Genomic DNA, 23,371 nt, shown 5'->3' on the forward strand with positions numbered 1-23,371 from the left:
ACGCAAGCGCGAGCCAAATACCCCAAGATCCCAAGGCCGAACGGCTCATCAAAGATCGTCACAACGGGAATCGGGAGACCAAAGAATGAAGCGCATCCTGCTGGGTGCCGGGCTTGGTATGGCTGCGGCGCTGGCGCTGGCCGCACCCGCTCAGGCCGCCAAAACCCTTGTGTATTGCTCCGAGGGCAGCCCCGAGAACTTCACCCCGGCGTTGAACACGACCGGAACCAGCTGGGACGCGGCTTTGCCGGTCATCAACACCCTGGTCCAGTTTGAACGCGGCGGCACCAAGGTTGTGCCCGGTTTGGCGGAATCCTGGACGATCTCCGACGACGGGTTGGTCTACACCTTCAAGCTGCGCGCCGGGGTCAAGTGGCACAGCAACAACGATTTCAAACCGACCCGCGATCTGAACGCCGACGATGTGATCTGGTCGATCGAACGACAATGGAAAAAGGAACATCCGTTCCACAAGGTGTCGGGCGGTGCTTACGATTACTTCGCCGACATGGCGATGCCTTCTCTGCTGAAGTCGGTTGAGAAGGTCGACGCCCTGACCGTCAAGATCACCTTGAACGCGATTGAGGCCCCGTTCCTGGCCAACGTCGCGATGCCCTTCATGGGCATCCATTCGGCTGAATACGCCGAAGCGATGCTGAAGAAGGGCACGCCGGAAAAGGTCGATCAGGCCCCCATCGGCACCGGCCCGTTCCAGTTCGTCGCCTATCAGAAGGACGCCGTCATCCGCTTCAAGGCGTTTGATGCGTTCTGGGGTGGCAAGCAGGCCATCGACAATCTGGTGTTCGCCATCACCCCCGACGCGGCGGTCCGTCTGGCCAAGCTGAAGGCCGGTGAATGCCACGTGATGTCCTATCCCAACCCCGCCGATCTCGACGCGATGAAGAAGGACGCGTCGATCAATGTGCAGGAGCAGGAAGGGCTGAACGTCGGCTACCTCGCCTTCAACACGCTGAAGAAGCCGTTTGACGACGTAAAGGTCCGCCGCGCGGTCAGCATGGCGATCGACAAGAAGGCCATCGTCGACGCGGTCTATCAGGGTGCCGGCTCCCCCGCCAAGAACCCGATCCCGCCGACCATGTGGTCCTACAACAAGGCGATCGAGGATTACCCGTACGACCAGGAGCGCGCCAAGAAGCTGCTGGCCGAGGCGGGCTATCCGAACGGCTTTGAAACCGACCTGTGGGCCATGCCGGTGTCCCGCCCCTACAACCCGAACGCCAAGCGCGTGGCCGAGATGATGCAGGCCGATCTGGCCAAGGTCGGCATCAAGTCCAAGGTCGTCCAGTACGAGTGGGGCGAATACCGCAAGCGCATGCAGCAGGGCGAGCAGCAGATGGGCATGCTGGGGTGGACCGGCGACAACGGCGACCCTGACAACTTCCTCTACACGCTGCTCGGATGCGAAGCCGCCCGCCCCGGCGGGAACAACCTGTCCAAGTGGTGCAACAAGGAGTTCGACAGCCTGGTCGTTCAGGCCAAGCGCACGAACGACATCGCCGCCCGCACCAAGCTGTATGAGCAGGCCCAGGTCATCTTCAAGGAAGAAGCCCCCTGGTACACCATTGCCCATTCGGTCGTGTACATGGGTCTGAACAAGGCGGTTCAGGGTTACAAGATGGATCCGTTCGGCATCCATTACTTTGACGGCCTTGATCTGAAGCAGTGACCGTTTGAACGGACGATCCTCCCCTCTCGCCCCCGGATGTGATGTCACGCCGCCGGGCGGGAGGGGAGAGTCGCATCCGGGGACGGTGAACCGCACCACCCCAGCTTGCCCGTGCTTAAGCCTGTTCCACTCTACGCCGTGCCCGCTTTGCGTTTGAAGGGTGTGTGTGTTTGATGGGGCGGTGGTTTTGATCTGATAACGCGCTTTCTGTCCGTGGTTTTAAAAAGCACGGTGACGCGCGGTGTATGACCGATTTCTTTCAAAAGAGTGACAACGCGATGCTGCGCTTCATCCTGACGCGGGTGAGCTTGGTGATTCCAACCTTTCTCGGCATCACCTTTCTGACCTTTATTCTCATCCGGCTCGTGCCCGGCGATCCCATTGAGGTTCGCGTCGGCGAGCGCGGCATTTCGCCCGAGCGGTTGGCCCAGTTCCGGCACGAGTTGGGGCTGGATTTGCCCCTGTGGCGGCAGTTCCTGGATTATGTGTGGAACGTTCTGCACGGTGATTTCGGGGTCTCGCTGATCACCCACAACCCGGTGCTGACCGAATTCGTCACCCTGTTCCCGGCCACGCTGGAACTGGCGTTGTCCGCCATGCTGTTCGCCACCCTGATCGGCCTGCCCGCCGGGATCCTGGCGGCGGTCAAGCGCGGCTCGCTGTTCGACCATGGGGTGATGGGCATCAGCCTGACCGGCTATTCCATGCCGATCTTCTGGTGGGGCCTGCTGCTGATCCTGTTCTTCTCGGTCGCGCTGGGCTGGACGCCGGTGTCGGGGCGCCTCGACCTGCTCTACTACATCGAACCGCAGACCGGTTTCATGCTGATCGACACGCTGATGGCGGGTGAATACGACGCCTTCCGGTCGGCCTTGCGCCATCTGATCCTGCCGACCATCGTGCTGGGCACGGTTCCGCTGGCGGTGGTGGCCCGCATGACCCGGTCGGCGATGCTGGAGGTGTTGGGCGAGGATTACATCCGCACCGCCCACGCCAAGGGGCTGTCGGACAGCCGGGTGATCGGGATGCACGCGCTGCGCAACGCCTTGATCCCCGTGGTCACGGTCATCGGGCTTCAGGTCGGCACGCTGCTGGGCGGGGCCATTCTGACCGAAACCATCTTCTCCTGGCCCGGCATCGGCAAATGGCTGATCGAATCCATCGGTCGCCGCGATTACCCGGCGCTGCAAGGCGGCGTGCTGCTGATCGCCACCTCGGTGATCGCCGTCAACCTGTTGGTTGACGTGCTGTACGGCGTCCTCAACCCCCGAATCCGTCACGCGCGGTGAGTGTTCCCATGTCCGCTTCCCAATCCCCCGCCGCCGCGCCGGTGTCGCGTCCGCCGCATCCGCTGCTGGAATTCTGGTATCACTTCAAACAGAACAAGGGGTCGCTGCTGGGGCTGGCGGTGATCCTGGCCATCACCGTGATCGCCCTGTTCGCCGAATGGCTGGCCCCGCACGACCCCAACATCCAGTTCCGCGAGGCCATCCTGACCCCGCCGGTCTGGGCCGATGGCGGAAGCTGGCGCTTCATTCTGGGCACCGACGACATCGGGCGCGACATGCTGTCCCGGTTGATGTACGGCGCGCGGCTGTCGATGATGATCGGCGTGATCGTCGTTACGCTGTCGCTGGCGGTCGGGCTGGCCTTCGGCATGGTCGCCGGCTTCTTCGGCGGCATGGTCGATGTGCTGATCATGCGCGTCATGGACATCCTGCTGGCGCTGCCCAGCATGCTGCTGGCCGTGGTGGTGGCCGCCATCCTCGGGCCGGGGCTGGTCAACGCCATGCTCGCGGTGTCGGTCGTGGTCATCCCGCACTACGCCCGCCTGACCCGCGCGGCGGTGCTGGCGGAGGTGAACCGCGACTATGTGATCGCCTCGCGCGTTGCCGGGGCCGGGCCGCTGCGCCTGATGCTGATCGTGGTGCTGCCCAACTGCGTGGCCCCGCTGATCGTCCAGGCAACCTTGGGCTTTTCCACCGCCATTCTCGACGCCGCCGCGTTGGGCTTCCTGGGTCTGGGGGCGCAGCCGCCCACGCCCGAATGGGGCACGATGCTGGCCTCCTCCCTCCAGTTCCTCCAGCGCGCGCCGTGGGTCGTCACCTGGCCCGGCGTGTCGATCCTGGTGACGGTTCTGGCCTTCAATCTGTTGGGCGACGGTCTTCGCGACGCGCTCGACCCCAAGCTGAAGCGTTGACGCCATGCCTCTTCTCGACATCAAGAACCTGTCGGTCGAGTTCACCACCCGCGCCGGGACCTTCCGCGCGGTGGATGGGATCGACCTGACCGTGGACGAGGGCGAGGTCGTCGGCATCGTCGGTGAATCCGGCTCCGGCAAATCGGTCACGTCGCTGGCGGTCATGGGGCTGCTGGGCAGCAACGGGCGCATCGTCGCCGACCGCATGATGTTCGGCGGCACCGACCTGCTGACGCTGGCCCCGTCCAAGCGGCGCAAGATCACCGGCAAGGACATCGCCATGGTGTTCCAGGAGCCGATGACCAGCCTGAACCCCTGCTTCACCGTTGGTTTCCAGATCATGGAAACCCTGCGGGTGCATGAAGGGCTGTCGGGCAAGGCGCTGCGTCACCGCGCCATCGCCCTGTTGGAGCAGGTGGGCATTCCCGCCCCGGAAACCCGGCTGTCGGCCTTCCCGCACCAGCTTTCCGGCGGCATGAGCCAGCGCGTGATGATCGCCATCGCCATCGCCTGCAACCCGCGCCTGCTGGTGGCGGACGAGCCGACGACGGCGCTGGACGTCACCATCCAAAAGCAGATCCTGGATTTGCTGGTCCGCCTGCAAAAGGAACGGGGCATGGCCCTGATCCTCATCACCCACGACATGGGCGTGGTGGCGGAAACCGCCCAGCGGGTCGCGGTGATGTACGCCGGGCAGGTGGCGGAAACCCGGCCGGTGGCCGATCTGTTCGCCCGCCCGCGCCACCCCTACACCGGGGCGCTGCTCGACGCGCTGCCGGAACGGGCCTTGGGCAAGCGCCGCCTGCCGACGATTCCGGGCATGGTTCCCGGCATCGCCGACCGCCCGGCGGGCTGCCTGTTCGGGCCGCGCTGCCGCTTTGCGACCGACCGTTGCCGGGCCGAACGCCCAGCCTTGACCGACGTGGACAACGGCCTTGCCCGCTGTTTTTTCCCCTTGCCTGACGGGCACCTGGGTGCCGAAGGGGCGATCCAATGACCAGCACCACGCAGACCACCACCGACAGCCCCGTCGTTCTGGAAGCCCACAACCTGCGCAAACACTACGCCGTCAAACGCGGCGTGTTCAAACCGATGGCGACGGTCAAGGCGCTGGACGGCGTGTCGTTCCAGCTTCAGGCCGGGCGGACGCTGGCCGTGGTCGGGGAATCCGGCTGCGGCAAATCCACCCTGGCCCGCTCCGTCACCATGATCGAGCCGCCCAGCTCGGGCGAGCTTCATTACGACGGGCGCACCGTGCTGGGCCGCAGCGCGGCGGAGCTGAAGGAGCTGCGCCGCACCGTCCAGATGGTGTTCCAGAACCCCTACGGGTCGCTGAACCCGCGCAAGACCGTCGGCTCCATCCTGACCGAACCGCTGGTCATCAACACCGACATGCCCAAGGACGAACGGCGCGCGCGCGCCGTCGCCATGATGGGCAAGGTCGGGCTGCGCCCCGATCAGGTCGACCGCTACCCGCACATGTTCTCCGGCGGCCAGCGCCAGCGCATCGCCATCGCCCGCGCCCTGATGCTCAACCCGCGCGTGGTCGTGGCCGATGAACCGGTGTCGGCGCTCGACGTGTCGATCCAGGCGCAGGTTCTCAACCTGATGATGGATTTGCAGGAGGAGCTGAACCTCGCCTATCTGTTCATCTCGCACGATCTCAGCGTCGTCCGTCACATCGCCGACGCCATCATGGTGATGTATCTGGGCAAGCCGGTGGAGCATGGGGCCAAGGACGTGGTGTTCAACCGCCCGCGCCACCCCTACACCCGCATTTTGCTGGCGGCGACCCCGCGCGTGAATCCGGCCCTGCGGGTTGAGCGGGTCATCCCGAAGGGCGAGTTGCCCTCGCCGTTGAACCCGCCGCCGGGCTGTTCCTTCCACAAGCGCTGCCCGTTCGCCACCGACCGCTGCGCGGCGGAGGTTCCGGCCCTGCGCCCGGTGGACGACCGTCTGGTCGCCTGCCACCACGCCGAACAGATGACCTGATCGGCAGCACTGAAGGCGGCTGTTGAGTGCAACGGCCGTCTTCTTTAGGGTGCGGCCAAATTCCGGTATTGCCCAAGGGAGAAAGCCGCCATGCCGTCGTTCGACATCGTGTCCAAGACGGACATCCACGAAATCGACAACGCCATCGCCGGTGTCCGTCGCGAAATTGAAACCCGTTTCGACTTCAAAGGGTCGAAATGCACGGTGGAGCGCACGGACAACACCATCGTTCTGCTGGCCGACGACGAACCGAAACTCTTGCAGATGCAGGAACTGCTGCGGGTCTATGTAACGCGGCGCAAGCTCGACGCCTCGGCCCTGGATTTCTCCACCAAACCGGAGCGGGCGGCGAACGACGCCTTGCGTCATTCCGTCACGGTCAAACAGGGAATCGCGCAGGAGTTGGCCAAACGGATCGTCAAATCGATCAAGGACAGCAAAATGAAGGTGCAGGTTTCCATCCAGGGCGATGAACTGCGCGTTTCCGGCAAGAAGCGCGACGATCTGCAAGAGGCGATTGCCCATGTCAAGCGCATGGGCATCGAACAGCCGTTGCAGTACGACAATTTCCGCGATTGATCGCCATCTCCCATCCCGGCAAGAGCTGCCGGGATGGGAGGAAATTTTTGCCGGTCTCCGGGATGTTTTTGCCCAGTGGATCGGCCTGCGGGCGTGTCTGGCCTTGTGATTGTGGCCCTTCCTCTTGGCGCGAAATTTGCTTGAGCCTGTGGGTTCGCCAAACACCACAGGGGTGGTCCCATGTCGATGATGGCCAACAGCGAGGCCATGCAAGCGATGCGCATCCGGGCGGAAGACGTCCTGGAGCGCAAAGGCACGGGTGCGACCCGTGATGCGGGCGCGCTGGCGGGTCAATTCGCGGCCATGCTCCAGACGCTGAACGGTGTCGATCAGGGATCCGATCTGTCGGCATCCGGTGCGGGCGTCGTCGCCAACAGCCAACCGTCGGTCCGGTTGGGCGTGGGGGCTGTTTCCCTTTTCGCGCAAGAGGTTGGTGGCGCGGCGGACGACCAGGGAGGGCAGACGCCGGATTTGGCCTTTCCCGATGCCAACGGCGCGTCTCAGGTGGTGGAAAGCGCGATCACCAGTGGCAACGGTGCCAATTTCCGCTGGTTGACCACCCTCCTCACCCAGAACACGGCGGCATAAGCTGCGCCACCAACGTCAAGCGGTGCACAGAAAGCGGCGTTCGGTTCCCTCCAGCACCAACGCGGTCAGCCGGTTGGTGGCATAGGCACCGGTGTCAATGCCGATGCGGTTTGGATAGGATTCCGGCTCTGCAGCCACGGTGTGGCCATGGACGATGACCTTGCCGAGATCCGCGCGCGAATTCAAAAACTCCTGACGGATCCACAGACGATCCGTATCCCGTTGGCGGTCCAGCGGCACGCCGGGCCGCACGCCGGCGTGCACGAAGTAATAATCGCCAAAGCTGACGTGACAGCGCAGACCGCTGAGAAAGGCACGGTGATGATCGGGCAATGCCTGATTGAGATCACGTTGTGCCATCATCAGGCGGGTTTGCGAGGCGTCGGGCGGTGGAGCATCAACTCCATAGCTGACCAACGTCGCGCGTCCACCGTAGGTGAGCCATCCGGGGGCCGCGCGCACATCCTCCAAAAAGCGCAGCATCACATCCTCGTGGTTTCCACGCAGGCAGACGGCGCTGAACATGGGGGGCAAACCGTGGATCAACCGCTCGATCACACGGGCGGATTCCGGACCACGGTCGATGTAATCGCCCAAAAAAACCAAAGACTTGAGCAGACTGGGGGCGTCTTCGGCGTCGTACTGGATTCGGTCCAGCAACGCATCAAGCAGATCGAGTCGTCCGTGAATGTCGCCAACCGCATAGATTCGCGTTCCACGCGGCACAGACGGTGCCAACGGCGTGTCCGATGATGCGAATTGGCCGGGCGATCCAAGCACTCCCGTTCCCCTCTGTTGCAGTTCTGTAAAGTCTAGACAGCTCCTTTTGTCGTCGCAAGACGCAACCTGTGAGCGCTGTCATGCGGATTTCGATTTGATAATGGGTCTCAAATCCCGTTGCGCTGCTTCATTGTTAGGCATATGAGAGTCCAATCTTTCGAATGACAGGGTTGGATCTTGCGGTGAAGCGGATGGCGTTGGGGCTGCGGACGAAAATTGTGATCGGCATGATTGCGGTGCTGGCGGCTGGCGCAGCGGCGATCACCGGTGTGTCGATGATGGTGTCACGGGAATCGGCGGAAGAGACGGCGATCGCGCTGGCCGCCGAACTGGCCGAACGTCAAGCCACCCGCGTAGCCGCCGACATCGGTGCGGCGGTGGAAGACGCGCGCGGCATCGCCGCGTTGGCCGTGGTCGAGCGTGGACATCCCGATCCGCGCCGCAGCGTGGTCAACCGCTACCTCAAGGAGCTTGCCAACGCCACCCCGCTCTACGCCGGGGTCTGGATCGACATGGCCGACAACGGCTTTGATGGGAAAGACACGGATTTTGCCGACCGCAAGGCGGGTGCCGAGATTTTGGGGCTGCCCAAAACCGGGCGGATGAGCCTGCTGTGGCTCCCCTCCTCCAGCGGCCCAAAGGCCGACGACAGCGATGGTGTGACCTACGCCGAGGTGCAGGGGAAAGAGTATTACAAGGCGGCGGCGACGGCGAAGAAAGAGGTCGTGACCGAACCCTATCTCGACGATCAGACCAAACTGCTGATGACCAGCGCCGCCGCACCGGTGCTCGACCAAGGTCGGGTGGTCGGCGTGGCCGGGATTGATCTGTCCCTGTCTGGCCTGACCGACATCGTCCGTTCGGTGAAGCCCTATGGAACCGGCTATGTCGCCGTTCTGTCCGCCTCCGGACGCTATGTCGCTCATCCCGACGCCGCGCGCCTGTCCAAACCCGCCGATGATCTGCCCGCCGCCGCCCAGCGCGCCATCGCGTCGGGCGGTCCGTATGAGGGGTACGCCGCGTTGTCTGGTCGCGATCACTATGTCCGGGTGTCGCCGATCCGCCTGGGTCGGACCGGCGCTGTCTGGTCGTTCGTGGTCGCTGTGCCGAAGGCCAGCATCATGGAGGATGCCAACCGCCTCGCTTGGCTGTCCGCCACCATTGGATTGGGTTGCGTGGCCATCGGCACACTGGTCGCCTTGGCCATCGGCGGGAGTCTGGCGCGTCCCCTGACCGGCATGGCGGCGGCGATGGCGCACTTGGCTGACGGCGCGCTCGACACTCCGGTTCCAGCGCTCGACCGTCGGGACGAGGCCGGAACCATGGCTCACGCGGTGGAGGTGTTCAAACAGGGGTTGATCCGCGCCCGTGACCTTGATCTGGCGCAGAAGGCCGAATGGGCCGCGCAGCAGGAACAAGCCGCCGCGCTCGCCACGCTGCAACGCAATTTCGAAACGAAGGCCGGTGGCTTGGCTGGCGAACTGTCCACAGCCGCCGTCCAGCTGAAGGCGACGGCTGAGGCCTTGACCACCATCGCCAGCCGCACCAACGGTCAGGCCGTGTCCGTTGCCGCCACCGCCGAACAATCCTCCGGCAACGTCCAGACCGTGGCGGCGACCACCGAACAGCTCTCGGCGTCGATCCGCGACATCGGGCGGCAGGTCGATGAATCGGCGCGCATCGCCAGCGCGGCGGTGGCCGATGTCGAACGCACCAACGCCACGGTCGAAGCGCTGGCGCAGGGCGCCCAGCAGATCGGCGACGTGGTGACGCTGATCCAATCCATCGCCGCCCAAACCAACCTGTTGGCGCTGAACGCCACCATCGAGGCGGCGCGCGCCGGGGAAGCGGGCAAGGGCTTCGCCGTCGTGGCGCAGGAGGTCAAGAACCTCGCCAACCAGACCGCCAAGGCCACCGAGGACATCGTCGCCCAGGTGGAGGAGATCCGCAGCGTGACCGAACAGACGGTCGGTTCGATGCAGAGCATCGGCGACACCATCGCCCAGGTCAGCCGCATCGCCTCGACCATCGCCGCCGCCGTCGAGCAGCAGGGGGCGGCGACCGAGGAGATCGCCCGCAACATCCAGCAGGCCGCGCACGGATCGCAAGAGGTCAGCACAACCGTTGGCGGCATCCGGGGGGCTGCGGCGGAAACCGGCAGCGCGGCCAGTCAGGTGCTCTCCGCCGCCGCCAGCGTCGCCGACCGCTCCCGCGTGCTCACCGCCGAGGTCGAGGGCTTCTTCGCCGCCGTTCATCGGGTGCGCGCGAAGAACGGCTGACGCCCGTTCTGAAGAACCGCGCCCTCATGGAAACCAACGCCCCTCGCCCAGCCCTTACAGGGGCGCAGCGGGGGGCGGTTTCGTTTCGGGCAGGTCGCGGCGGGTCAGCAGGGGCCGCCGCAGCCCGCCTTGGGCGATGTCGGCGCGCAGGGCGTCGGGATCGATCCGGCGGATGCGCTCCAGCTCGGCGCGGTTGGCGTCGATGAAAGGGTTCTGGTCGGTCGAGTTTTCCGGCCGCTCATGCTCCAGGTGATAGAGCGGGCCGGGGGTGCGCTCCACGCTCAACCCCAAACGGCGGAAACGCTCGACGATCTCGTCGTCCTCGTAGCCCCAGGACAGAAAGCGCTCGTTGTAGCCGCCCGCCGCGAACAGCCGCTCCCGGTCGAAAAAGGCGCTGCCGCCCGGCGAGTTGCGGTGCATCAGCGGAAAGCGCGGGCACACCGCGTTCAGCGGCGCGGCGGACAGGGTGTAGCCGAACCGGTGCACCTCCCGCCCGGTGATCCAGAAAAACCAGCCATTGTAGGGGAAGACCAGCCCGCCGCCGCGCCGCACCGCGTCGCGCGCCAATACATATTGGACGGGATCGACGACGATGTCGGTGTCGTGCAGGGCGACGATGGGCGTGTCCGCCGCTTCGGCCATCCGGTTGATGAGAAACGCCTTGTGGGTGTAGGGCGTGTCGTTGCCGGTCAGGCGCAGGTGGCGGCAGCGCCCGGCCAGCTCAGGCCCCAGCGCGGCGGCGGCCTCGCCGCTTTCCGCTCCGGTGCTGTTGCAATCCTCCCCAATCAGAATCGCGCTGTCGGTCGTCTTCAACAGGTGGGACACGATCCAGCGCAGGTTGCGCTTGCGGTCCTCGCTGTCGGCGCGGAAGGGGATGAGGAAGGTGACGTCGCGCAGATCATGCCGCCCGTCGGGGCCGCGCGCGTCCAGCAGGGCGCGTCGGGTGTGAAAGGCGGCGGTCTGTTCGGCGATGCTCCCGGCCAGCGTGGCGTTCGTCGGATCCAGCGCCTGGGCCATCTCGTAAAAGCCGACCGCCGCGCCCGGACGGCCCAGCATCGCTTCGATGTTGCCGCGCTGCCGCCAGCCGTCGGGGTGGTGCGGATGGCGGGTCAGCAGGGTGTCGAGCGCGGCCAGCGCCTCGTCGATGCGGCCGATCCCCTGCAACGCCTCGCTCATGTGGTATTCGGCGTCGGGAAAATCCGGGCGCAGCGCGATGGCGCGGCGGTAGCAGGCGATCGCCTCCTCCGTCTCCAGCGCCACATGATGAACAGTTCCCAGCGTGTAGAGCGCCTCCGGGTCCGGTGTTCCGGCGGCGTCGGCCAGGGCCACCGCGCGCAGCAGGAACCCACGCGCGCTCTCCGGCTCCCCGCACAGGCCATGCGACAGGCCCATGCGGAACAGCGCCTCCACATGGTCGGGAACGGCGTCGAGGATGCGGCGGTAGAGCGTGCGCGCCTGCGGGTGGCGTCCGGCGGTCAGGTGATCGAGGGCGGCGGCCAGCGCCTCGCCGATGGTGGCCATGGGGAAATCCGGTCAAGCGGTTGAGATTCCACTTTGACACAACGGGGCGCGCGGGTGGACTCTCGCTTGACCAGGATCGTTCCGTTCCCTCAAAGGCATAGCCCGAACCATGACCAACGATCATAAGAACCGTTCCACCGGAGGACTCGCCCTCACCCGCCGCCAGCTCGGCCAGGCCGCGTTGGCCGGTGGCGCGCTCGTCGGCTTTGGCCGCGCCCCGGCCTTCGCCCAGAACACGACGCTGAAGGTCGGCGTTCTGCTGCCGCGCTCCGGCCTGCTGGCCCAGGCGGGGCAGGCCTGCCAGCGCGGGGCCGACATCGCCCCCGCCGTGCTCGCCGATCTCGGTTACAAGGTGGAGGTGATGTCCGCCGACACCGAATCGAACGTCGACGTCGCCCGGTCGCGCACGGAAAAGCTCATCAACGATGGCGCGCACGTCATCGTCGGCGCGTTCGACAGCGGCCAGACCGCCGCCGCCGCCCAGGTGTGCGAACAGCGCGGCGTGCCGCTGGTGATGAACATCGCCGCCGCCGACCGGCTGACCGAGCAGGGTTACAAGACCGTGTTCCGCAACTTCCCGACTTCCACCATGCTGGTGTCGAACGGGTTGTCGCTGATGAAGGACCTGTTCACCGCCACCGGGACCACGCCGAAATCGGCGGTGTTCCTGCACGCCAACGACACCTTCGGCATGGCCAACCGCCAGGCGCTCGACGCGCTGTTCCCCAAGCTGGACATGCCTTTCACCCTGGTCGAGTCGATCTCCTACGACCCGAAGGCGCAGGATCTGGCGGTGGAGGTGGCCAAGGCCAAGGCGACCGGGGCCGAACTCGCCATCGTCACCACGCGGGCCAACGACGCCATCATGCTGGTGCGCGAAATGGTCAAGCAGCGCTGGGAACCCAAAGGCATCGTGTCCCCCGGTTCGCCCGGCCTGTACGACGAGCAGTTCTACAAGGTGCTTGGCAAATACGCCGATTACGCCATCACCAACCTGCCCTGGTACGATCCCAAGGCCCCCTTGACCAAGACGGTCGAGGCGGCGTTCAAGAAGCAGTTCCCCAGCGACCGTTTCGAAGGCTACGCCTTCAACGTCGCCTTCACCCTGGAAGCGATCCTGATCGCCGCCGACGCGTTCAAGCGCGCCGGGTCCGCCGATTCGGCCAGCCTGCTGGCCGCGCTGCGCACCACCAACTTGACCAACAAGATGATGGTCGGCCCGGCCATCACCTTTGACGAGAAGGGCCAGAACACGCAGTTGATTTCGGCCTGCGTCCAAAACCACAACCAGCGCCCGACCGTGGTCCTGCCAAAGGCCTCGGCGGAAACCGCCCCGGTCTTCCCGGCTCCGGGCTGGGGCAAGCGCTGAGACACACGGTTCCCTGCGTGCGTCCACACAGGAGGGGCGCAGGGAACCAACCTCCTTGGCCGGTTCAGCTTCCCGGCGCGCGTGGCGCGCTCCAGCCACGCAGGACGCTGACCACCCGCAGGACGAACACCGCCGTTGCCCCAGCCACGGCGACCGGCACCGGCGGCCAACCCAGATGCTGCCCGACGATGACGATGAACGCGCCCAACAGCGCGGCCATGGCGTAAATCTCCTCGCACAGCACGCGCGGCACTTCGGCCACCAGCAGGTCACGCACCACACCGCCGCCGCAGGCGGTCAGCACCCCCAGCAACGCAGCGGGCAACGGGGCCAACCCAAAGGCGAGCGCCTTGCCGCACCCCGCCACGGTGAACAGGCCCAACCCAACCGCGTCCAGCACCATCACCGGCTTGCCCAGCCGCTTGATCGGGCGGTGGAAGAAAAAAGCGACCAGACCGGCGGCCAAGGCGGTCAACAGATAACGCTCGTTCTGAAGATTCGCAGGCGGCACCGCGCCGATCAGCAGATCGCGACACACCCCACCCGCCAGCGCGGCGGCCAAAGACAGCACCAGCACGCCAAACAGATCGAGCCGCTTGCGCACCGCCAGCGTGCCGCCGCTCAGACCGAAAACGAACACGCCGATCAAATCCATCACCATCAACAGGGTGGACAGATCCTCCGGCATCGGCAGAGGGGGCATGGAGAGCGGCATACTTGCTGCGCCTTATTCTGGTTGGCGGAGGGAAGACAGCCCAGACAAGGCCGACACCACGGAGGGAATCACGTCAGCCACACGCTGACCTTGCGCCGTGAGGAACAGACGCATCGATGGAAACCAAGGCCGCACCGCCGTTCCGAGAGCCGTCCAATCGCCGGACCGCCCCACCCGCCAGACCGGAACACCCAGGGCCGCCGCCAGTTCCCCGGTGGATGTTGCCGGGGTGATGACCAGATCAAGCGCTGTCATCAGCGCCGCCGATCCATCCAGATCGTTTTTCAGATCCAGATCCGGGAACACGTGGGGGGCGTGACCGATCAGCCGCCTTGCGGTGGCCATGTCCTCCTCGCAATCCCCATATTGGAGATTGATGATGGTCACACCGGGGACGGAAAACAGCGGCCCCCACTCGTCCAGACGGGTGTAGTCGGGCGCGCGTTCCGCATCCAATTGACCGCTGCGCCAAGCCAAACCAACTTTCAACCCACACCCCAGCGCGTCCAGCCGCTGCCGCCACGCAGACACCGCCGCACCATCCGCTTTCAAAAGAGAGGGCGTCGCCGGAAACGCCGACAATGTGGTCCGCGCATGACGAGGCAGAGACCCGAGCGGAGCATGCGCATCCGCATCCTCCACCCGATGCGCCAGATGTGTCGGCGCTGGACGCACAACGGCGTTGGGAAAGGACCGGCTGAAGAGCAAAACAAAGCGGGGATCGCATTCCACAATCACCCGTTTCGCTTGGGCCATCACGCTGGGCAGGCAGGTGGCAAACATCAGCTCATCGCCAATCCCCTGCTCCCGCCACACCAGAAGGGTCCGGTTGGTCAGAGCCTCGCCGCCCCAAACGGGCACACCGGGCGCGCGTGCCCCAGCCCCCAGGGCATCCGGATCAAATCGGCAATCGTAGCCAGACCAACCAAGGGCCAATTCCCCCTTGGCCAACCGCACCAGTCCGCCGTTGAAGGCAGCGGCGGCGGAGTGCGGATTCAGCGCCAATGCGCGGTCGCACAGACGCAACGCTTGATCCGGTTTTCCCACCTCACGCAACAACCGCGCCCGGTTGGTCAAGCCATCGCAAAAGGCTGGATTCAAGGCCAAGGCCGCCTGCCCCGCCCTGTCGGCCTCGTGATGAAGCGCCATGCGACGCGCAACGATGGACAGGTTGCTCCATGCCGTCGCGCAGGTCGCATCCAACGACAGGGCCAGGTAGTGTCCCAGACGCGCCTCGGCCAACCGATCCATCCGCGCGAGGATCACCCCCCGATTGTCGTGCAAGTCTGGACGATCCGGCGCAACCGCCACGGCGTGGCAATGACAGCGTTCGGCTTCAGAAAAGCACCGGACTGCGGCGAGAGCGTTCCCCAGATTGCTCCAGGCGGCCTCGTCCTCCGGTCGCAATGCCAACGCGTTGCGAAAACACAGGATCGCCGATTGATGACGGGCAAGCGCCAAACGAATCGTCCCCAAACTGACCTGGGCAGCAACATAGTCCGGCGATGCTGCCACGGACGCCGCAACGCGCCTTTCGCCCAAGTCCGACTGCCCCTGTTGATGCAACAGCAGGCCGGACAAATGAAGCGCGGTGATGTTCCCGGCATCCTGGTTGAGAACCTGCCCATACAGGGACAATGCCCGTTCAGCATCACCGGCGCGATGCGCCTCCACCGCGCGGACCAGATCGTCATCGACCGTCGGCGGTGGCGCGTTTTGGCCGGATCCTTCACAAAGGCGCTGCAACTCCTGAGCGATTCGGTTCAGCGCCCCATCCAGCCCCCCGCCCGGAGCCGGTTGGAACAGCCGCATTGTTGGGAACCATGGCCGGACCGCGCTGCCCAACTGGGTCCAATCCGGGCCACAGAACCGCCAGACCGGCACACCCAACGCACCAGCCAGTTCACCCGCCGACATCGCAGGTGACAGGACCAGATCCAGGTTTGCCATCAGAGCGGCGAGACCATCGATGTCGTCTTTCAGATCCAAATCGGCCCAGCGGTGAATCGTCACACCAAAGCGCCGTTCCGCCGCCGCTGTTTCTTCCTCACAGGGGCCATACTGCACGCTGACAAAGGTGATTCCGGGAACCGAGAAGATCGCTCCCCACTGATCAAGCGTCGTGTAGGCTCCCTGGCGCTGCGCGTTGATGAGTTGACTGCGCCAACCGATGCCCACCCTCAAGCCTGGCCCCAACGCGTCCAACCGCTGCCGCCAGCCTTCCACGCGATCCGGGTCCGGTTTCAACCAACCGGTCGTGATGGGAAAGCGCTTCAAGTCCGTCCGCAGAAGGCGCGGAACACTGCCCGCCGCAATGTGAAGATCGACATCGCGCGGATCGGTGGTTTCCGGACGGACAAGCGCACCCGGAAAGGAACGCCCAAACAAGGCGACAAGCCGCCGATCGCATTCAATCACCAAACGCCCCGCACGCCTCATCAGGTCGGCATAGCAGGAGGACAGCAGCAGTTCGTCACCAATGCCCTGTTCCCGCCACACCAAAAGACGGGATTGCGCGATGTTTTCGCCGCGCCACGCCCGTGCAGAGATCCGACGGCGCTGCCCACTGAATTGTGGTGTCGCAAAACGCCACTCATGCTCAGCCCAGCCGTGACGCCCTTCCCCGCGCTCCAGGAGAAGAAGCCCTCGGTTGTACCGAGCCTGGCCATGCCGTGGATCAAGTGCAATGGCGCGGCGGTAAAGCCTGAGCGCCGGAACGGAACGCCCCTGTCTTTGCAGGAGATGCGCCCAATTGGCATAGGCGTCAGGAAAGTCCGGCCGCAACAGGATAGCGGTTTTGTGGCTCGCAATCGCGTCATCCGTGCGCCCGGACGCCGCAAGAGCGTTGCCCACCCCTGTCCAAGCCTCCGGCAACGCCGATTGCGCGCGCAGCGCCCAACGATACAGACGGACACTGTCTGAAAACCGATCCGCGCTGTGCAACGCGCCGGCCAGGTTGCTCAACACATCACCATGATCCGGAGCCAGCACCACAGCGTTTCGATGCAGACTCAACGCCTCAGCGGCGGTGGAGGTCAGTGCCGCCAGGTGAACGTGAGCAAGGCGCAGATCCGGGTGGAGCCGCAAAGCACGCCGCACAACACGCCGGGCCGCATCCAGACGGTCCATGCGTCGCAACAGCGCTGTCAGGTTCACCAGATGCTCGGCGCTGGACGGTTGAACGGCAATCACACTGCAAAGCGCGGCAACCGCGTCCTCGAACCGCTCGCCCCGTTGCAAAGCGTCCGCGTATCCGGCACGGGCGGCGGCGTTCATCGGGTTTTGCCGCACCGACACCGCAAAATGATCACGCGCCGACACTGGATCCCCGGCACGGAGAGCCAAAACCCCCGCCAGATGGTGGGCGATCTCATGATCTGGAACGTGTTTCAGGACCAACCCGATCCGCTCTTTTGCTCCACCCGGATCACCTTGCCGGTGATGGTCAATCGCCTCCGCAATCCAGGGTTCGACATCAATGGGCAGTGCCGCAATCTCTGGCCGTTTCTCCGGTTCAGTGGGAGAGGACCTCATGGCAAGAAGCGCGCTGGCCATTCGATCCAGCGAGTCTTTCAAGACGCCACCTGGATGCGGCTGAAACAAGCGCATCGAGGGAAACCACGGACGGATCGTCGAGCCGAATTGCGTCCAATCCCGGTGACAAAAGCGCCAAACAGGCGTTCCAATCGCACCGGCAAGCTCACCAACCGACATGGCCGGAGACAAAACCAAATCAAGGTTGGCGATCAGAGCCGCAACACCATCAAAATCATCCTTCAGATCCAAGTCGTCCCATCGATGAATGCGCACACCGAAACGCCGTTCAGCCGCCTCCAACTCCTCGGCACACTCGCCATACTGGACATTCACGAAAACAAGACCTGGAACTGAAAATATCGCCTTCCAATCATCCAGGTGCGTGTAGGCCCCCAACCGATCGGTCGTCATCTTCTGGCTTCGCCAAGCCACACCGATTTTGATTCCCGCACCAAGGTGCTGGACCCGGTCGCGCCAAAATTCGACACGCGCCGGATCCGGCTTCAACCATGGGGATGCAGAACAAAATGACCTGATGGTGGGACGCAAATAGCGCGGCACATCGCCCGCAGGAACATGGGCGTCAACACCAGACGGCACAATCCGTTCATTGCCATTCTGGTCGATGGACCGAGGGCGCACTGTGGCCTGAGGAAAAGAGCGCGCAAACAAAGGAACCAGACGGGGATCGCATTCAATCACCACATGGCCCACACAGGCAATCAGATCAGGCCAGCAGGCCGAAAACAGGATCTCATCCCCAACCCCCTGCTCAGGCCAGACCAGCAACCGCTTCCCGGTCAGAGCCTCACCACTCCAACGGGGCGCATCGATGCAGCGATCCATGTACCCTTTGGCACGCAGACGCCAGTGATAGTCTTCCCAACCTTCCGCCATTCGCCCCAAGGTCAAGCGAATGATCCCGCGATTCAACCTTGCCGGCGCAAGTCCCGGTTCTCTTTGAATGGCCTCTGACAGCAGTGTTTCCGCAGGTTCGGCAATCGCATCTCTTTGCCACAACAGCATTCCAAGATTGGCCAGCGCCTTTGCGTTGTGCCCGTCAATCGACAGTGCCTTGCGATGTGCGGCTTCGGCCTCCGCCATCTTGCCACGGATCTGCAAAATCAGGCCGTACCCCGTCAACGCGGCGGCGTTTCGCGGCTCCAAACGCAGCCCACGACGGAACAGGTGTTCCGCCATGGACATATCATCCCGCTCTTGATAAGCGGATGCGAGATTTGTGTAAGCTTCTGCGTGATCCGGTTGGGCTGCGATGGCGACACGTCGCAAGGTTTCGGCAAGATCAAAACGCTTCCACGCTGTGTAGACGCTGCCCAAATTGTTCAAGGCCTTGCCATAATCGGGGCGCAGCCGCAACGCGCGTCGATAAATGGCGATGGCCGCTTCAAACTGTTCGGCTTCCTCCAGCACAGTCCCCAGATTGTTGAGCGTCATGGCGTCGTCGGGCTGCCATGCCGTCGCCACACGCAACACCGGGAACGCTTCAGCCCTCCGCCCAAGATCGAGAAGGGCAACGCCAAGATTGTTCCAGGCTCCGCTCAGCCCACCATCACACGCAACCGCCTGTCGATAGAACGGGACGGCATCCGCCAAACGATTCAGCCCTTGATAGGCAAGGGCAAGCAAAAACAACAGCATCGCATGGTTGGGATGCACGGACACCGCAGGTTCGAGCAACTCAACCGCGTTCCCCAAACGTCCCTGTTCGATGCAACGGCTGGCGAAGGGAATCAACAGATCAAGGTCGGTTGGATAGTCCCGCAAGGCGCGCGCCAGACACGCGTCTGCATCAGGATGCCCCAACGCGCACAGGGCAAACGCCAAATGCCGCCATCCTTCGGCAAAATCAGGATGGGAAGACACCACGTCATAAAAGCGCTGAGCCGCCAACCCGACCCGACCCGTGTCCCGATACAGAACACCGAGATTCAAGGTCGCGCTTCTGTGTTGTGGGGACAGTGTCAACGCGTGACTGTAGGCCGCTTCCGCTGCCTGATGTTGCCCCAGTGCCTGCAGCACGGTTCCAAGATTGTTGTGCGCTTCAACATAGTCCGTGCGCTGAGCGATGGCCCTGAGGAGGGCACATCTTGCCTCGTCCGGTTGCCCCAGATCCGCCAAAGCGCTGCCCAGACTGTTCAGCGCCTCGGGAAAAAACGGCTGGACGGCAATCGCGCGGCGGATCTCCCTCACACCGACGTCAGAGTGACCACCGTGGTGCTGCGCAAGACCGGACAGGTGCAAAGCGTCGGCATGGCATGGATCGAGCGCCAGGACGCGCGCGTATCCTGACAACGCCGACGCCATGCGACCGGCGCGATGGTGTTCCAACGCGTTGTGCAGCAAAGCGGATGCAGCAGACATGGGCGACGCTCATCCCTCACGAAGCCGATGTCAGAGGTCCCCGGCACCGGCGGAAGAGCCATCGCTCGCCTCATCGATGAGGTCAGGGCCGCTCCGAAACATTTTCCGGCACAGCTTCAAGGCACGATAATAATTTCGAGCCTCGACCAGCTTCTCGATATCGTCGAGTATTTTGGTGCTGTCCGGTCGCGCTATGCGTGTTTCTTCCATAATGGAATTGAAGCGCTGCACGTTGAGCGCTGCATCTTCCGGGAAGATGTAGATCAACTGAATGACAAAATAGAGCTTTTTCTCAATGCAGTCGATCTGTTCTTCTTTAAGAACTTCACGGCCACGTAAGAAATTGGCGGTGTTGTAAAGAAAAAAGGAACCAGGTCGATCACCGGCTCCAATCACAGCGCCGTTGATAATAACCTTTTCATTCGGACGAAGAACAAATTTAAGAGGCATGAGTGTGAACCCGGTTCGTTCTGATCCGGCGATCCGGACGTGCGTTCGCCAAGCGTGACCGAAAAGAAACGGGCGGCGGCTTGTGAAGCCGCCGCCCGCCGGGTGTCATCCTACCCGAACTCCACGCCTTAGAACAGACGCAGGATCGACTGTTGCGACTGATTGGCCAGCGAGAGCGAGATGGTGCCGAGCTGTTGCCGGGTTTGCAGCATCAGCAGGTTTGCCCCTTCTTCGTTCTGATCGGCCAGAGTCAGCTTGCTGGCACCCTCGTTCAACACATTGCTGAACTCCTTGGTGAAGTTCTCGCGGGTCGTGATGATGTTCAGGTTGGTCGACAACGCCTGCGACGCAGACCGGATGGTCGCCTTCGCCGCGTCGATGCCAGCGACCGCCTTGTCGATGTCCGCGCGGTCGGTCCAATCATTCTGCGCTTCGTCGAGCTTCAGACCTTGCCCACTGGTCGACAGATTGACCGCCGAGACCTTGATGGCGTTGGTGTTGTTCTCGTTCAACTGCACCGTCAGATCGTTCGACGTGTTGGCGTCCGTGACCTGCTTGGTGACGATGTTGGCCGCGCAGTTGGCCGAAGCCGCCTTCTGAATGGTCGTTTGATCGACCTTCAACCGAACGGTGCCACTGTCGAACGCAAAGGCCTGTTCACCGTCAGCGAGCTTTCCTTCGCCCCGGTTGCTCGAGCCATCGCGCGTGATCTGCGCACCGTTCAGGTTCGTGACCGACACCTGCAAGTCCACCTTCTTTTCGATGGTGGACACACCGTTGCCGGAGTTGTTGGCAGCCTCCAACAGGGTGCGGTCGACGGTGAAGGAGACCACGGTGCCCGACGCGAAGCTTTCCGAGATGTGCTTGGTCAGCGCGTTGGTGGTCGTCGCCGCCAGCGTGACCTCGCGGGCCACACCGGCGGTGGTGGCACCGGTCAGCGTGATGGTCCCTTGCGAGCCGACCGCGGTGGACGCGACGTCCTTACCGTTCAGGCGACCGCCAGCCGCCAGCGCGCTGTTGATCGAGGCCCGAAGCTGCGACGCGATGTTCGCCTTGCTGGTCTGGCCAACGGCCACGTCGGAGGAGGTCGCGGTGTAGCTGAAGGTCTGGCCTTCCACCGTCACCGAGAAGATGTCGCCCGCTTCGATCGTCCCGCCAATCGTCACCTGCGAAGACTGCGCCACACCGGAGGTGGCCGCCGTCGACAGCTTGGTGTCGATGGTCTGGTTGTTGTCGAAGTAGGAGATCGTCCGGCTTTCGTTGCCATCCGACACAACGAAGGAACGCTCGCGACCTGTGGCGCCGCGCACCTCGATCTGCACGTCGGAGAAGCTGCCCGAGCTGGTGGACAGTTTGCCAGACAGCTTCAGGCCGGTCAGACCGTGCGCGCTTTCCGCGCTGCCGATGTCGCCGGTGGCACCGGAAATGTTGCCCGTGCCCTTGACGCGGATGGAATAGGTGTCCGCAGACACCACATTGGTGACGCGTGCGTTTTCAAGGCCCTGAATGGTGTTCACGGCCGCACGCGACGTGCTGGTGCTGTCCAGCCGCAGGCCGTTGCCGCCGATCAGGTTCTTGCCCTGATAGCCGCTGTCCGCCGCCAGCTTATCGATCTGACCGCGCAGCGTGTTGAACTGGGACGCCAACGCCTTGCGGGTGGCAACCGACGCGGCGTCGGTGCCCAGGGCGGCGTAGGCGGCGGTGGTCAGACCCTTGGCCTGGTCGATCATGGTGTCGATCGAGGTCAAGCCCTTGTCGGCGGCCTGAATGGTGCTGATCGACTGGCCCATCGCGTCCTTCAGCGACGACAGGTCGCCCGCGCGCTGGGTCAAGCCTTTGGCCGCGAAGAACGCGGTCGGGCCATCAAGGGCCGTGTTGACCTTGTTGCCGGTGGACAGAATGTTCTGCTTTTTGGCCACCTGATCCTGCACGCTCTGCAATTGCAGCAGATTCGTGCGCATCGATGCGGTCAAGGAGACTTCGTTCGCCATGGTGCTCACTCCTTTGGAGGATCATCGTCCACCCGTCCCCGGACAGGGGCGCATGGGCAGAGGGGGACTAATTCCCCCAACCACACGCTAGGCAAAAAGCGGGCCAGTTCAAATTTGCCGGTTTTGCTGGGCATCCGCTGCCTGGCGGCAAAAACAGATCGGCAATTTTTGCCGATGGGCAGGCAGAAACTGCCTAGCGCTCGGCATCCGTTGCCGACGGGGCAGTTTCTGCCGGGCAGTTTCTGCCGGTGGCAAGCATCATCTCACAGACCACCAGAGGCTCGCAGACCATCGCCACACTGGCCCATGACCATCCAACCCCAAACCCGGACATGACCAGACGGCGGGGCTGCGTCGTCAGCGCTCCCGCCAACGCGTCACACAGCGCCAGGGGAATGGACGCTGAACTGGTGTTGCCGCGTTCGGTCAACGTGATGGGGGTTTGGTCGGGGGTGGCACTCAGTTTTTGCGCCAAATGGCGGATCATCTGGGCATTGGCCTGATGCAATACGAGATGGTGAACGTCCGCCATCGTCCACCCGGCACAGGACAGCACGGCGTTGACGCTGCCAGGCACTTCCCGCAGCGTAAAGGCGAACACCTGGGTTCCATCCATGAACAGGCGCGGGGCCATTCCCGGTTGACGCATCCCGCCACCGCTGACGCTGAGATAGGGAGCACCGGCACCATCGCTGCCGAGATCGAACCACATCGGTGCCGCAGCCGAAGACACGTCCAGCGCTACCGCCGCTGCGCCATCCCCGAAGAGCGGTGCCACGCTGCGGTCGTCAGGGTCGATCAACCGCGATGTGGTGTCGCCCACCAGCAGCAACGCACGCCCCCCCATCTGCTTCACCAGGGAGGAAGCCATCCACAGCCCATGCACGAAGCCGGCGCAACCTTGGGTCACATCGATGATGACCATCCCCTTGCGCAACCCCAGGCGATGCTGAAGCAGAGCGCCATTGCCCGGCAAAGGTTGGTCGGGGGTTTGAGTGACGCACACCAGCAGATCGATCGATGCCGCCTCCCACCCAAGTCCGACCAGCAGGCGACGCGCGGCCTGCTCCATCAGATCGCTGGTGCACAGATCCGGACCGGCAAGATGGCGGGTGATGATCCCCGTTGCTTTGGCGATGCGGGTGGCGGCCTCGTCGCCAAAACGCCGCGCGAGATCGGTGACACTCTCCCGTTGATCGGGCAGGCATCCCACCACCCCACGCAGGGCAACGCCATCCACGACGCTGGAAACCATACCCGCCTCCCCCTCTCGCCGTCGGTGGCCGCGCAAACCGCGTCAT

The 23,371-nt window shown here is 63.9% G+C and carries 16 protein-coding genes; 9 read left to right on the top strand and 7 right to left on the bottom strand.

Features of this window, described 5'->3' with window-relative positions; translation table 11 throughout:
* Positions 1–85: 85 nt before the first annotated feature.
* The 7 genes from EJ903_RS06895 to EJ903_RS06925 all read left to right on the top strand — a co-directional run bounded on the left by EJ903_RS06895 (position 86) and on the right by EJ903_RS06925 (position 7,046).
* Entirely contained in the window at positions 86–1,687 is a 1,602-nt protein-coding gene (locus EJ903_RS06895) for an ABC transporter substrate-binding protein (protein WP_126613446.1), read from the top strand.
* Between the two features lie 278 nt (positions 1,688–1,965).
* Positions 1,966–2,976: an ABC transporter permease subunit gene (locus tag EJ903_RS06900; RefSeq protein WP_126613540.1), complete on the top strand. Its 1,011-nt coding sequence runs from the start codon at positions 1,966–1,968 to the stop codon at positions 2,974–2,976.
* Positions 2,977–2,984: 8 nt separating this feature from the next.
* On the top strand, positions 2,985–3,887 hold the full coding sequence (locus tag EJ903_RS06905; protein ID WP_126613448.1) for an ABC transporter permease subunit: 903 nt from the start codon (positions 2,985–2,987) through the stop codon (positions 3,885–3,887).
* A 4-nt stretch (positions 3,888–3,891) separates the two neighbouring features.
* Entirely contained in the window at positions 3,892–4,884 is a 993-nt protein-coding gene (locus EJ903_RS06910; RefSeq protein ID WP_126613450.1) for an ABC transporter ATP-binding protein, read from the top strand.
* On the top strand, positions 4,881–5,879 hold the full coding sequence (locus EJ903_RS06915; protein ID WP_126613452.1) for a peptide ABC transporter ATP-binding protein: 999 nt from the start codon (positions 4,881–4,883) through the stop codon (positions 5,877–5,879). Before EJ903_RS06910 ends, EJ903_RS06915 begins: the two co-directional genes overlap by 4 nt.
* 90 nt (positions 5,880–5,969) lie before the next feature.
* Positions 5,970–6,458, top strand: coding sequence for a YajQ family cyclic di-GMP-binding protein (locus EJ903_RS06920; protein ID WP_126613454.1), 489 nt, complete (start codon positions 5,970–5,972; stop codon positions 6,456–6,458).
* A 180-nt stretch (positions 6,459–6,638) separates the two neighbouring features.
* Positions 6,639–7,046, top strand: coding sequence for a hypothetical protein (locus EJ903_RS06925; RefSeq protein ID WP_126613456.1), 408 nt, complete (start codon positions 6,639–6,641; stop codon positions 7,044–7,046).
* 15 nt (positions 7,047–7,061) lie between these two features.
* Here the strand turns inward: EJ903_RS06925 and EJ903_RS06930 are convergent, their stop codons facing one another.
* Entirely contained in the window at positions 7,062–7,784 is a 723-nt protein-coding gene (locus EJ903_RS06930; protein WP_246015273.1) for a metallophosphoesterase family protein, read from the bottom strand.
* A gap of 269 nt (positions 7,785–8,053) precedes the next feature.
* Between EJ903_RS06930 and EJ903_RS06935 the strand changes: the two genes are divergently transcribed.
* Complete coding sequence (locus tag EJ903_RS06935) at positions 8,054–10,105, top strand: methyl-accepting chemotaxis protein (RefSeq protein WP_246015298.1); 2,052 nt, start codon at positions 8,054–8,056, stop codon at positions 10,103–10,105.
* Between the two features lie 54 nt (positions 10,106–10,159).
* Here EJ903_RS06935 and EJ903_RS06940 read toward each other — a convergent pair whose 3' ends face one another.
* Positions 10,160–11,626, bottom strand: coding sequence for a tetratricopeptide repeat protein (locus EJ903_RS06940; RefSeq protein ID WP_126613460.1), 1,467 nt, complete (start codon positions 11,624–11,626; stop codon positions 10,160–10,162).
* 109 nt (positions 11,627–11,735) lie between these two features.
* Between EJ903_RS06940 and EJ903_RS06945 the strand changes: the two genes are divergently transcribed.
* Complete coding sequence (locus EJ903_RS06945; protein ID WP_126613462.1) at positions 11,736–12,995, top strand: ABC transporter substrate-binding protein; 1,260 nt, start codon at positions 11,736–11,738, stop codon at positions 12,993–12,995.
* A gap of 64 nt (positions 12,996–13,059) precedes the next feature.
* Here EJ903_RS06945 and EJ903_RS06950 read toward each other — a convergent pair whose 3' ends face one another.
* The 5 genes from EJ903_RS06950 to EJ903_RS06970 all read right to left on the bottom strand — a co-directional run bounded on the left by EJ903_RS06950 (position 13,060) and on the right by EJ903_RS06970 (position 23,325).
* Positions 13,060–13,710, bottom strand: a complete 651-nt coding sequence (locus EJ903_RS06950; protein ID WP_246015275.1) for a trimeric intracellular cation channel family protein — start codon at positions 13,708–13,710, stop codon at positions 13,060–13,062.
* A 12-nt stretch (positions 13,711–13,722) separates the two neighbouring features.
* A complete protein-coding gene (locus EJ903_RS06955; RefSeq protein WP_126613464.1) occupies positions 13,723–19,629 on the bottom strand; it encodes a tetratricopeptide repeat protein in 5,907 nt (1,968 codons plus the stop codon).
* 30 nt (positions 19,630–19,659) lie between these two features.
* A complete protein-coding gene (locus EJ903_RS06960; RefSeq protein ID WP_126613466.1) occupies positions 19,660–20,079 on the bottom strand; it encodes a flagellar biosynthesis repressor FlbT in 420 nt (139 codons plus the stop codon).
* 128 nt (positions 20,080–20,207) lie between these two features.
* A complete protein-coding gene (locus tag EJ903_RS06965; RefSeq protein WP_126613468.1) occupies positions 20,208–22,070 on the bottom strand; it encodes a flagellin N-terminal helical domain-containing protein in 1,863 nt (620 codons plus the stop codon).
* Positions 22,071–22,263: 193 nt separating this feature from the next.
* Positions 22,264–23,325, bottom strand: coding sequence for a ketoacyl-ACP synthase III (locus tag EJ903_RS06970; protein WP_126613470.1), 1,062 nt, complete (start codon positions 23,323–23,325; stop codon positions 22,264–22,266).
* Positions 23,326–23,371 lie beyond the last annotated feature (46 nt).

It is taken from the genome of Azospirillum griseum (assembly GCF_003966125.1).
Lineage (GTDB): Bacteria > Pseudomonadota > Alphaproteobacteria > Azospirillales > Azospirillaceae > Azospirillum > Azospirillum griseum.